Source organism: Bacteroidales bacterium (assembly GCA_035353855.1).
Taxonomy (GTDB): Bacteria; Bacteroidota; Bacteroidia; order Bacteroidales; family CG2-30-32-10; genus DAOQAK01.
This window is the reverse complement of sequence record DAOQAK010000045.1, coordinates 20,124-33,525: the sequence shown is the minus strand read 5'-3', so window position 1 is coordinate 33,525 and position 13,402 is coordinate 20,124. Positions and strand designations below refer to the sequence as shown.

General features: G+C 31.5%; 8 protein-coding genes. 3 read left to right on the top strand and 5 right to left on the bottom strand.

Annotated features, from left to right (window positions below; genetic code table 11):
- Positions 1 to 68: 68 nt before the first annotated feature.
- Entirely contained in the window at positions 69 to 2,909 is a 2,841-nt protein-coding gene (locus PKK00_11575; protein HNW99039.1) for a DUF3352 domain-containing protein, read from the bottom strand.
- A gap of 269 nt (positions 2,910 to 3,178) precedes the next feature.
- Here PKK00_11575 and PKK00_11570 point away from each other — a divergent pair, with 269 nt between their 5' ends.
- Complete coding sequence (locus tag PKK00_11570) at positions 3,179 to 4,756, top strand: OstA-like protein (GenBank protein ID HNW99038.1); 1,578 nt, start codon at positions 3,179 to 3,181, stop codon at positions 4,754 to 4,756.
- 6 nt (positions 4,757 to 4,762) lie between these two features.
- Here the strand turns inward: PKK00_11570 and PKK00_11565 are convergent, their stop codons facing one another.
- The 4 genes from PKK00_11565 to PKK00_11550 form a co-directional block, all read right to left on the bottom strand.
- Positions 4,763 to 6,760 (bottom strand): ATP-binding protein, encoded by a 1,998-nt coding sequence (locus tag PKK00_11565; GenBank protein HNW99037.1) that lies wholly within the window; start codon positions 6,758 to 6,760, stop codon positions 4,763 to 4,765.
- A 6-nt stretch (positions 6,761 to 6,766) separates the two neighbouring features.
- Complete coding sequence (locus tag PKK00_11560; protein ID HNW99036.1) at positions 6,767 to 7,666, bottom strand: hypothetical protein; 900 nt, start codon at positions 7,664 to 7,666, stop codon at positions 6,767 to 6,769.
- A 133-nt stretch (positions 7,667 to 7,799) separates the two neighbouring features.
- Complete coding sequence (locus tag PKK00_11555) at positions 7,800 to 8,771, bottom strand: MlaD family protein (GenBank protein HNW99035.1); 972 nt, start codon at positions 8,769 to 8,771, stop codon at positions 7,800 to 7,802.
- A 26-nt stretch (positions 8,772 to 8,797) separates the two neighbouring features.
- Positions 8,798 to 9,952, bottom strand: a complete 1,155-nt coding sequence (locus PKK00_11550; GenBank protein ID HNW99034.1) for an N-acetylmuramoyl-L-alanine amidase — start codon at positions 9,950 to 9,952, stop codon at positions 8,798 to 8,800.
- A 95-nt stretch (positions 9,953 to 10,047) separates the two neighbouring features.
- On the opposite strand from PKK00_11550, the gene PKK00_11545 reads away from it, so the two are divergent.
- Together PKK00_11545 and PKK00_11540 are read left to right on the top strand one after the other, a co-directional pair.
- Positions 10,048 to 12,600 carry a putative LPS assembly protein LptD gene (locus tag PKK00_11545; protein HNW99033.1) on the top strand — a complete coding sequence of 851 codons (2,553 nt, stop codon included), beginning with the start codon at positions 10,048 to 10,050 and terminating at the stop codon, positions 12,598 to 12,600.
- A gap of 117 nt (positions 12,601 to 12,717) precedes the next feature.
- Positions 12,718 to 13,398 (top strand): hypothetical protein, encoded by a 681-nt coding sequence (locus tag PKK00_11540; GenBank protein HNW99032.1) that lies wholly within the window; start codon positions 12,718 to 12,720, stop codon positions 13,396 to 13,398.
- Positions 13,399 to 13,402 lie beyond the last annotated feature (4 nt).

The window sequence follows — 13,402 nt, the reverse complement described above, 5'->3', positions numbered from 1 at the left end:
AATTTTCAGCTCATTCAATCTTGATTTTTTGCAAACCTGTTTTCTTTGAGTATAATTTAAATCTAATTCTATTCAAAAGAATAATTATAAATCTCGCTGTTATTTCCCACCACAAGATTGTAGGAATTGTCGTTGTTCAAACTTCCAATAGTGAACATGGTTGTAGCGCTTAACGGATAACCATCTTTTACGTTATAATCTTTATCAATAACATATATTTTCTGAAACTTAGTACAAAGTATTCCTAAATAATTTTCGGAATTTATTTTTTCAAAATATTCCGGTGACAAAATAATATCAGCAGGGAAAGAATAGTTTCCGAGCAATTTATATTCGTAATTGTAAACTGATAATTTTGATTTGTCGATGAAAATATATTCTTTCTTCTTGTCATTATTCCAATCTTCATAAAAGAAAAAATGCGGTGAGCTTAATCCTGGTATTGCTGTTTTGTCAATATTTCCCTTCGATGAAATAAAAATAATATTTCCTTTCATATCGGTTGAAACAATACTTGAACGCTGTTTTCCTGAAGCTGCTATTGAATAAAATTTTGAAAATGGAATTGCTAATGGTTGTTCTTTAATGCTGATAAATGTATTTCCTTTTTTATCAAAAATATAAATATTACCTGATTTGTCGGCAACGGCAAAACAATCAGCACCATTAAATTTCAGGCATGAAATTTTTGATACCACATCCGACTTTGTTTTCACCATACTCCAGGTTTCAACAGGACTGCCATTTTTCTGATAATTATAAATATTTCTTCCGCATGGAATAATAATCCGATAATCCTTATTCTTTGAATAATCTGCAAGGGTAAGTGATGCGGTACAACGTTCATCCAGCTTTACCGGAAAATTTTCAAACAAGGAACCATCGCTGTTAACTAAATATAAATATGAAGCGGTATTGAACAAGTACTGGAACTTCCCGTTTTTATTGTATTCAATAACCTCAGCATTTCCCAACGGTTTTTCTTTCAGCTTCAACTTCCATTTAATTCCTCCTTCGGCATTTATCATGTACATATTACAAGCATTATCAAAAGCAATAATATTCTGAGATTTTCCCAATGTGTCTTTTACAATCACAGGTCTGCCATACACTAAAGAATCAAGCCTTACACTCCACAATGCATCACTTTCGTTAATAACAAGTGTATTCGTTTTTAAACAAAAATTGCAATAATACATGTCGCCATTTGTTTTAACCTGGAACGAAAAGGCATCGAGATTTTTGAATGATGATAAATTGTTCCCTATATAATCCGATAAAGTTTTATTCGCATACTTCATGAATATTCCCAACGATTTTTTTATGTTGCAGTAGAGATAAATATTTGATTCAGCAGATACATTTTTTGAAAAAGCCAGGTAGTTGTTATTATTATCAAGATTTTTTTCTTCAGAATAATTCCCGATAAACTTTTTAAGGCTGTTTAAAGAATTCCCAAATATTACATAGTTCCCTTCTATAGCATAATAATTCCCTTTTACACCACTAAATACTTTTCCGAATAAAGCAGGAAATACATTTTTAATTTTATATTCATAAATTATATTGTCCTTTATAACCGTTGGTTCATCAGCTTTAACAATCTCTTTCTTTTCAACAATCTTATTTTTCGATTTTTTATTTTTCGATTTTTTTGATACCGTTTTTTTATTGGGTTTTTCTATTTTCTTTTCTATTGTTTGAGAATGCTTAGATAAAAGAGTTGTGGTATTTTCGATATTATTGGTCCTGACCGCAAGAAAAATATTTTCAGAAAACCCGGTATCAGAAGGTTCGGTGATAACAAGCGCTATTTCTTTTCCTATCCATGAAGTAATTTCTGTCTCCACATCTGTATTATATTCTTTATTGATCTTTGAAATCTGTGCATTGTAAGCAACCAGTTTTCCCTGCTTTTGCAAATAGGATTTATATGAGGTGTTCCATTTTTTAAAATCGCTGAAACTATAACAAAGAAATGCTGCGGATGAAGAAGGAATAACATCGGTTATTTCTACTGTCTGCGGTGTTTGTCCTGAAAAAACATCCAGGAATCCTCCGACAGAATCGGCAGCAGCAAAGCCATTAAGTAATAATGCATCTTTTTTAATATTGATATCCATAGCCGACCAACCAGCAAATCCGACTATTTCAGAAATTTCAGCAGCAGTTTTTTTTTCGGCAAGAAGCGAGAATAATTTGGGGAAATAATTATAATTCACATAAAGATTAGCCTGTACTTTTTTCCCGGCAGTAGCTGATACTTTTGCAAAACCGCTATTTAACATTACTGATGAGTTGGAATTTTGCTGCTTTACAGCATCCACAATCAAATCGGGCTGAAAGCCACAAATAAAAACTCCTTTTGAGATGATGTAATAAAATTTTCTTTCTTTAGCGAAAGTGATTTCATTGAGTAATAATCCCTCATATTCTTTCTGGGTTATTAAAGTTTTTACTTCAGAACATTTTTTTATTAATTCATTTGCTTCTGAAACGCTGCAATGCTTTGGCAATGCAGTAAGATATAATATTCCGGCATTACCCGTTTTCAAAATATGAAATGAAATGAATACCGAATGTTCACTTAATATTTCCGAAACTTTATTATTAGTATTAAAAAGAGAATCTAAAAAAGCAATGGAAGTATTTGTTTCGGCAAAAACATTGAAGTTAATCAGCTCCTTCCAAACACCGGAAACACTGGTTAAATCCTTATGAAAATTGCCTGCTTGTTTTACTTCGAGTATCATGGCAGCATCCGAAGGAACAGCGGTTATAGCCAAACCGGGTGTTGAACTGGAGCTAAAATAAAATATAAGTAATACAGCAAGAACCACCAGGCAGGAAAGTATTATAAACACCAGCCTGTTTTTTTTATCTTTAAGTATTTCTAAGAATGAGCTCATTATTTGATTTGCAAAAAATTATTTTTTCACATTGTAGCAAATTTAATTTATCAGATTATACTAAATTTTAATTGATTCAAAATTTTAATAACAGCAAAATGTTATTAAATGTTTTTTCAATTTCCAATTATCAATATCAAACTTACTTAACAATAATTAACCTTCCATATTCAGCTTTTTAATTAATTTTGCTTTGTTCAAAAAACCTGATGAAAAAATTTTCATTCACATTGTATGTTTTATATTTGTTCTCTTCCTTTTTGAAAAAAATGAATAGAACGAGCTATACCGATTTATCCCAGATAGTCGTAAATAATAACATTTACAATAAAAAAGTTTTTTGTAGTCGATGCAGCAAACTATTCAGTATCGGTATAATTACAATATTGTTTTCCGTTTCCTTATATTCTCAGAAAGTTACAAAAATTGATCTTGTTAGCGCCAACACTCTTGAGTTTGATAAAAGTTTAGGCGATGATGTAAAGCAATTGATAGGTAATGTAATATTGAAGCATGAAAACACATATCTATACTGCGACAGCGCTTATCTTTATTCCGAAACCAATAGCGTAAAGGCATTCAGTAATGTACATATAACTTCAACATCAGTAAATATTTATGGCGATTACCTGGTTTATGACGGAAATACTAAAATTTCCGAAATGCATAATAATGTAAAAATGATTGATGGCGCTATGACGTTAAGAACTGAACATTTAAACTACAATACAAAAACCAACATTGGGAATTATACTACCGGAGGAAAAATTACCGATGCCGAAAATAAATTGACCAGCATTATTGGATATTATTACGCTGACACAAAACAGTTTTTCTTTAAAGATAGCGTGGTGCTTATAAATCCTCGGTACACCATGCATTCCGACACATTGATGTATAATACCAATTCGGAAATTTCATATTTCTACGGACCTACAACTATTATCAGTAAAGAAAATTTTATTTATTGCGAGAACGGATGGTATGATACACGTAACGATATAGCACAATTCAATAAGCATGCATACTTTCAGAACAATGATCAAAAGCTGAGTGGCGACAGTTTGTATTACAGCCGGAATACAGGATTTGGTAAAGCATTCGATAATATTACTGTTACCGATACTGTTCGTGATATAATTTTGAAAGGCAACTATGCAGAGTATTATGAGAAAATAGGAAAAACTATCATGACAGATAAAGCTGTGCTTATCCAGGTTATCGAAGATGATTCCTTGTTTCTGCATGCGGATACATTGAAAGCATTTTTCGATAGTACACATACCGGGAAGTTCATGTTTGCTTATCATCATGCACGTTTTTACAAATCCGATTTACAAGGAGTAGCCGATTCCATTTTTTATTCGTTTAAAGATTCTGTCATCAGCATGTATATGTCGCCGATTTTATGGACTAAAGAAAATCAGCTTTCTTCTGATACCATATTAATCCGAATGAAACACAAGCAAATCGATTGCATGGAACTTTATTCTTCGGCTTTTATTATTTCGCAAGACGACACTGCAAAATATAACCAGATAAAAGGTAAAATGATTACAGGTTATTTTATAAATAATGATTTGAGAAAAATCAAAGTAAAGGGCAACGGAGAAACTTTATATTTTGTACGTGATGATGGGAAAAAACTTATTGGTATCAATAAAGCTGAATCGGAAAATATGCTTATTTATGTTGCAGACAGGGATATTAAAACCATTAGTTTCAGTATAAAACCAGAAGCCACTTTATATCCCGAAAGTGATTTATCTCCTGCCGATATTCTGCTGAAAGGCTTCCGATGGGAAGACCAGGTACGGCCAAACAATAAGGAAGATATTTTTAAATAAAATAAATCAGAGAACCTGGAACACAGCTTTAATATAAAATACCGAACCGGGAGTTGAAGGATCGGAAGAAATTCCCGACGGGCTTTCCACCCATATTTCACCGCCCATCATTTCAATAAGTTCTTTTGAGATAGCCAGTCCAAGACCTGTACCTCCATATTTACGCGAAACAGAAGTATCAACCTGTGTGAACGATTTAAAAATTTCATTAATGCTCTCCGAAGGAATTCCGATTCCTGTATCAGCTACAGAAAAGCATATTTCAGCATTTTTCTTTTCATTATTCAATAAACTACACGTTAATGAAATAAAACCCGAATCAGTAAATTTTATCGAATTCCCGAGAAGGTTTGTTATGATCTGCTGCAAACGGATAGGATCGCCTAACAAGTTATCCGGAACATCATCCCTGATGTCCATTTTTAGTTGCAACCCTTTTGCATTTGCCGAAATTGTAAATTGTTCAAATAAGGTATTTAGAATTTGACGGATATTAAATGGTAACTTTTCAATTTTCATTTTACCTGATTCGATCTTAGAAAAATCAAGAATATCATTAATAATTCTGAGTAATACTTCTGCTGAATCCTGTATAAGTTTTATCAATTCTTTTTGTTCTGCATTCAGATCGGTATCTGAAAGTAAATCAGTGATACCAATTATTCCATTCATTGGTGTACGGATTTCATGGCTGATGTTAGTAAGAAAATCCGTTTTAGCTTTTGCTATGGCTTCCTTAGCTTTAACAGCTTCTTCAATTTCTGTAATATCAACAATGGTGTATAGGAAAAAATTTTCGTTTTCTAATACCAATGAAACTATCGTTAATAATATTGTTTTACTTTCGTCCTTTAAATTTTTTATATCTATTTTTTTTGCTACCGATTCGCTCCAATTATTGGGCTCCAGAGAAAGTACCGAAAGAATATTTTTACCTTTATTTTTATTTTCACTTTCATAACCAAGAAGAAGTGCTGCCGAATGATTTATTTTCTGAATAATTCCTTCATCATCGGCAACAATCATCCCTGCCGGAATATTGTCAACAATTTTATCCAGGGCCTGAAGCGACTGCCTGATGCGGGTTTCACTCTCCGTAAGTTGCCTGATAATAAAAATAAATATAAATATAATAATTGCCAGAACCATTAATGTGGCAATAAAGAACACTAAAATATTTTTATTAATAGTTGAAAGTACAGCACGTTCATCAATACTAAAAATGATTCCAAACCTGTTTTTGAAAAAATTTACAGGATAATAAACAGATAATAATTTATAATTTTTCGACTGGTAACTTATTTCATTTCTGATTACACCTTCATAACCATTATTTATTTCGTCAACAATAAATGATTCGCTGCTTACCTTAATTACTGAATCGCTTGAAAATTCTTCTTCTGAATATTTCACTTTCATCAGGTAACCTTTGGTATTCAACAAAAATTGCCAGGAATCCTTTCCTAAATAAAAATTTGAAAATTCACTTTCAATATAATTGGGAATCGACAACCCAAAGGAAACATTGGCAAACACAACTCCTGCTTCATTTTTCAAAGGTATTGTATATTTATATTTATATCCTTCAACAAATACACGGGGCTTTGAAACGATATTACGTGTATTGCTGTTCGAAATATGAATTATTTTAAAATAATTATATGTGTCTTTATTTACTATAATCATATTACCTGTAATATCATAAATCCTTACAGAAGAAATCAGGTTATCGTATTTCAGGTAAATTCTTTTGGTACGTTTGATCAACTCCGAATTATCTTCATAAAAAATTACTTTTGAATTTTTTACATCAATCAAATAATCAACATCAGTAATAAAATCCTGGTAATAATCTTCAATTTTTTCGGCACAAATTTTTACACGTTTCTGTAATTCATCTGTTTTACTTTCGATCTGCTGATTAATCAAATTCCGATAAATAAAAATACTTGCTGCAACAAGCAGTAAAACCACGAAAGCAGAAAGCATTTGTATCCTTCTCATAAAAAATTATTTTTTTTCGAATTTAATAATAAACCAATTTAATCCCTGTATTTTATAACACATTAAAATATATTCATCATCATTTACCTTCAATTTAACTGTTTTGGCATTTTCTTTTATTAGCATATTAAATGCTTTTCGTATCTCCTTTTTCTTACTCTTTAACAGGTTTAAATTTTCAACAATATAATCATTATCACTAACCGTATGAATGTTTTTTTGTGTTTTTAATAACGGTATATTGAATATTCCCGATTTTGCATCATCAATGGCAATACATGTTCCACTACTATCAACTATCATCAGCGATGTGTTATGTTTCAAATATTTTTCCTTGATTGCATCAATGGTAATATTTAAACCTATTAATCCCTGGAAAACTTTATCATAAAAAACCGGCGACATGCATGTAATCATCAAACCCTTACCCATAGGATTATGATAAATATTACTCAGTGTTGCTTTTCTGTTTGATGTATTGTAACGCTTATCCCATTTAGAATAAAACCCGATGGACCGCATATCCAGATCGGGAATGAATTGAGAATATACATCTAAATACGGATAAAGGCGCACAAATGAATGCTGCTCAAAAAAGCATATTTGTTTCACTAATTTCAATGAATCAGTTACGTTTTTGAAAAGCGAATCCAGTGGAGATGTGATATTAACGATTTTTATTATTTCATCATTTACCTTTTCCACACTACTGGTAAATATTGCAGAACCACCATCATCTTCCTTTTTATGTAATGTTCCGTATTCTGATTTTTCAATTTTTTCTTTATTATATATTATCCCTTTCTTATATAAACCCTCTGTATACAAAGCAATCTTTTCAGTTTTATCAAATATCAGCGAAAAATCATTTTTGATACTATCGCCAACGATTTTAAGCTTTGCCATTTCATTATTAATATCAACTGTTTTGTTTTGATTACAGGATAATAAAAGCAGATAATAAACAGAAATTATTATTAAGTAATGAAACCGGCAAACTGAAGAAATTAATTTCATGCGGTTTTCGGGGTTGATGAGGTTATTGCTTCTTCGAATTTTTTCCAAAAACAGAAAAATGAACATACCTGTTTGGATTCAGTCTCATATCTTCAAGTAACAAATGCAATTCCATAGATGATTTTTCAAGTCCATTGTAAAGGCTGTCGTTATTAATCAGCATGCCAAGCGAACCTTCACCTTTATTAATTTTTTCGGTGATTTTTGCAAAATCGGTCATTGCATTATTTGCATTATTTATGGTCGTTGCAATTTTTGCTTTCGATAATGAATCACTTATGGATGAAAAATTATTGATAACATTGGTAAGTTTACTGTTATTGTTTTTGATATTGCTCGTTATGGATTCAATATTTAAAAAGATCTGGGATAAACGGTTTCTTTGTGTAGTAACTAAAGTATCTATATTATATGAAGTGCTTTCCAGGTTTTTTATAGTGAACTTAATGCTTTCAAAACTACGTTTAAGATTTTCCCGTGTATCTTCATTGAACACATATTGTATAACAGCAAGCACTGAATCGAGCGAAGCCATAACACTTTCAGCTTTCCGTTTTATTGGAAGCATCTGATAACTTACTTCTTCTGTAATTGATGGTTGAATTTCCGATTTTAGAACATCTCCGTTTTTTACCATATCGGTGGAATTTCCTAATAATAACTCAATTGCTTTCGAGCCTAAAACATCGGAATTATAAATTCTTGCAATTGTATTACGAGGTATATCTATTTTATTTTGAATCGACATCTGAACCTGCACTCTTCCTTTAGAATCAATAAACTCAATTCCCGAAACTTCGCCAACCTTAACACCATTAACCATAACCCAGTTTGCTTTTACCAAACCATTAACCTGGTTATATGTTGCATATAAAATACGATTATTGGAAAGATAATTTTTACCTTTCAGATAGTTAATGCCCCAAAATAATAATGCAGACGTGGTAACTACCAGTATCCCAACTTTTACTTCTCTTTTAATTTTTAAAGTCAAAACGAATAATTTTTTTTACAAATCTATTAATTTTTTTTTATCAATTTCATAGCTTGTTGCGGAGAAATTCTTTCCCCATTCTGAAAGGCCACTATAAATGCATCCTTAAAGCCTAAATCATGAACTTTTTTTAATAATGCCAAAGCATCACCCGATTTTTTTTCATTCCCGGTTAAATATTTATATAACCCATTATGATAAACTTCCTGGACATCCTTTAATTCTTTAAAATCGGGTGAGTTAATTGGTTTTTTTACATCACAGGTAGCAAATTGAATTTTAAAAACAATATTATTTACTAAAGTGTCATTAACTTCCTTTGAAATATCTTTTACAATAGTATGATATGGCAAAGTGTCATTTTTAATTTCAGGGACAGAATCTTCTTTATCTTTATCCATCGAATTTTTTTCCAGTTCATTTTTATATTCTTTAAAAGCACGGAATAATCCAGATGCTACATAATCCTGTCCTTTAGCAGTGGAAAGAAATTCTTCATCTTTCAAATTACTTAAAAACCCGGCTTCAAATAAAATACTGGGCATAGCCGTTTTATACAAAACCAGAAATCCTGCCTGCTTAACGCCTCTGTCGTATAAACCAACTTTTTCTTTCATTTGTTTTTGTATTTTAATTGCCAGGTTTTGACTTAAATCAAGATAAGCATTTTGATAAAGAGAAAAAATAATATACGCTTCTTCTGTGTTCGGCTCAAACCCATCGTAATTCGTAATATAGCTGTCTTCCATTAAAATAGAGGCATTTTCTTTTTGCGCTACGTCAAGATTTGCCTGCGATTTATGCAAACCCATAACGTACGTTTCCGAACCATACGGTGCTTTAGAAGGATTTGCATTGCAATGTATTGATATAAACAAATCCGCTTTATTATCGTTTGCAATTTGTGCCCGTTTATAAAGTTCCACAAAAGTATCGGTACTGCGGGTATATATTACTTTTACTGTTGGAAAATATTGTTTTATATAATCGCCCAGTTTGGTTGCCAGTAAAAGTGCAATATCTTTTTCTTTTGTCTTACTACCAATACAACCGGGGTCAGTACCACCATGACCTGCATCAATAACAACTTTATTAATTTTATAACCTTGCGCCTGAACAACGTTAAAATACGTTAAAAGCGTTATAATAAGAATACCAATTATTTGAAATTTACGTTTCACCCGAATGCCAAATTTTAATTAGCTTTGCGCATTATTTTAATAAACAGTTTTACAAAAATAGTAATATTCCGTTGCATTCAAAACGTCAAATATTTTTGTTTTTCATAAGCATCTGCTTTTTATTTCCCGGCAGTATTGTCAATGCACAGGATACGATTCCTAAAACAGACAGTACGCAAACCAAAAATGATACCATCATCAATAGTACATCTGATTTTGCCATTTCATCAAAAGTTGATTATAAAGCCGACGATTCCATTCGTTTTGATATAGAAAACCAAAAAGTTTATTTATTTGGGAATGCAGAAATCAAATATGAAGACATCACCCTCAATGCTGAATATGTTGAAATCGTTTTTAAAACGAACCAGCTTTTTGCAAAAGGAATGCCCGATTCAACAGGAAAAATAAAAGGCAAACCCATTTTTACGCAAGGAGAACAAAGTTTTTCGTCATCAACACTTACCTATAATTTCAAAAGTAAAAAAGGAAAGATTTCAAATATCATTACACAAGAAGGCGATAGTTACATTCATGGCAAAGATGTTAAAAAATTTGCCGATAATTCTATAAACATCCGAAACGGACAATACACAACCTGCTCCGACGAACATCCTCATTATGAAATTAAATTTGCTAAAGCCCGTGTTATTCCTAACGATAAAATCGTTTCCGGTCCGGCTTATCTGGTCATTGAAGATATGCCTACACCTCTTGCGCTTCCATTTGGATTTTTTCCAAATAAAAAAGGCCAGAAATCAGGTATACTTATACCTACATACGGAGATGCAGCAAACAGAGGATTCTTTCTAAAAGGCAGTGGTTATTACCTGGGATTAGGGGATCACATGGATTTAGCTATTCAAACCAATGTTTATTCCGGTGGCAGCTGGGGAATTGAAACATCTTCCAATTATAAAACCATTTACAAATACAATGGTACATATAAATTAAGTTATGCTCATAATGTTGTTGCAGTAAATGATGGGGCATCATATAGAAAAGGAAACGACTTTTTTATTAACTGGATGCACAGTCAGGACGCTAAAGCCCGTCCAAACAGCCGGTTCACAGCTAATGTTAATGCAGGCTCTAGTAATTATAATAAAAATAACAATGTAACATCAAATGATTTCCTTACAAATACTTTTTCTTCAAACATTAGCTATAGTTCTAAAATTGGAAATAATTTTAATTTCTCTGCAAATATGCGTCATAACCAGAATACACAGACGCGAAACATTTCGTTATCACTTCCCGAATTGACCATGAGCATGAATACCATATATCCTTTCCGAAATAAAAAAGTTGTAGGTAAAGAAAAATGGTTTGAAAAAATAAGTGTTGGATACTCAATGAATGCATCCAACAACATTTCCGGGATTGATACAATTTTATTCAGAAATGATATTTTGGAAAACATAAAAAAAGAAATAAATAACGGAGCAAAACACAATATCCCTATTAGCAGTTCCATTAAATTACTTAAATACTTTACTCTTACTAACTCTATAAATTATACTCAACGCTGGTATACAAAAAGCATTAAGAAATATTGGGCAAATGAAACTATTTCTCTTCCTGACGATACTATATTTCCGCATTTACAAACCGATACAGCAAATGGATTTTATATCGTACATGATGGAAATTTTTCTTCTTCAATAAACACACGATTATTTGGTATGTACAACTTCAACGGGAAAAGGCTTAAAGCAATAAGACATGTCATTACTCCTACCGCTTCATTTACATACACCCCCAATCAATGGTGGAACTATTACAAAAACTATATTACCGATGCATCCGTAAAACCTAAAGCTTATTCCATATTTGAGAACAATATATATGGTACACCACAGAAAGACAAATCAGGTATGGTAAATTTTTCCATTTCAAATAACCTCGAAATGAAAGTACGCAACCGAAAAGATACTATTACTGGTACAAAAAAAATATCGCTTATTGATAATTTTATTATTTCAGGGGGATATGACCTAGCAAAGGATTCAGTGAATTTTTCAAAAGTAACAATAGCCGGTCGTACAAAATTATTTAAGAACCTGGATGTTTCTTATGCCAGTTTATGGGACCCATACATAGTGGATTCATCAGGCAACAACCTAAAGGATTTTGAATGGAAGGTAAACCATCGGCTGCTTCGACACTGTAATGATAAATGGATGCTAAACCTGAACTGGAGTTTACATTCTAAGGAAAAGAAAAAAACACTAACCAGTCCAAATGCCACGAAAGAAGAAATAGATATGATTAATGAAAATCGTGATGCTTACTTAGATTTCGAAGAACAATGGAATGCAACAATAACATATTCGTTTTCTCATACAAGTACCTTTGATGCATTTAGCGATTCTGTTACTAAAGAAATAGTCCAAACGATAGGAATAAATGGAGATATCAGTATTTCCAAAAAATGGAAAATCACCTCAAGATTAGATTATGATTTTAAAACGAACAAACTTACTTATGCAAAAATTGGCATAAACCGTGATTTACATTGCTGGGTCATTGAATTTTCATGGATACCTATGGGCTATGGCAAAAGCTATGATTTATCAATACATGTGAAATCGGATGTTTTACAGGATTTAAAACTCACAAAGAAAAAGGAACATTGGGATTATTAAAAACCCATTATATTTTATTCTTCTAAAAATTTACTTTAGTAATAATATTTATATATTTGTAAATATCAAATAACTGTAATGCACTATTTAAAGTTTACTATAATAATTATTACCCTATTGGCATATCATAGAATTTCCGCACAGGACTTGTCTTCTGAAAAGGATTCCACTTTAAATAAAATGCAGGTCTATATGAATTTACAGGAAGAAGCAAACTCGTATGAACATTTAGCATCCCTTGAATTGAATAAAGTGAGCATATATAAAGACTTTGCCCGTACTTTTCTCGATAGCATACAAATCCTAGCATTAAAAGCAGAAGTTGACAAATCGCATTCTCAATTATATATTAATCAAATTAATTACTATTACGATGCGGCCAATAAGTTATTAGCAAAATCAGATTCACTTATTAATATTGCAAATGCATATAAGGATTCGGCTAATATAAAAAATAAAGCAGCTAAAGCCTATTATCTTTTGCTTGCCGATCAATACGAACCTGTTACTATAAAACAAGATACCGTTAATATTAATAGCAACAAAAAAGATTTACAATTAACACCAATTCAATTATCGGATATTGATAGTTCCATTACATATACTGTCCAGGTAGGATGTGGTAATTTAAATATGGAATACTTTAATAAAATAAGCGACATTAAAATCATTATAAAAAAAGACGGGTTAAAACGTTATGTTACCGGAAATTTCAAATCAAAAAAAGATGCTCTTGAATACAGAAAGAAAATAATTGAACTGGGTTATAAAGATGCATTTATTCAAACAATCGAATAGCATA

Excerpts from the sequence above, each read along its gene's own strand:
- PKK00_11560 (HNW99036.1), bottom strand. The coding sequence starts at position 7,666 with ATGGCAAAGCTTAAAATCGTTGGCGATAGTATCAAAAATGATTTTTCG.
- PKK00_11570 (HNW99038.1), top strand. The coding sequence starts at position 3,179 with ATGAATAGAACGAGCTATACCGATTTATCCCAGATAGTCGTAAATAAT.
- PKK00_11565 (HNW99037.1), bottom strand. The coding sequence starts at position 6,760 with ATGAGAAGGATACAAATGCTTTCTGCTTTCGTGGTTTTACTGCTTGTT.
- PKK00_11575 (HNW99039.1), bottom strand. The coding sequence starts at position 2,909 with ATGAGCTCATTCTTAGAAATACTTAAAGATAAAAAAAACAGGCTGGTG.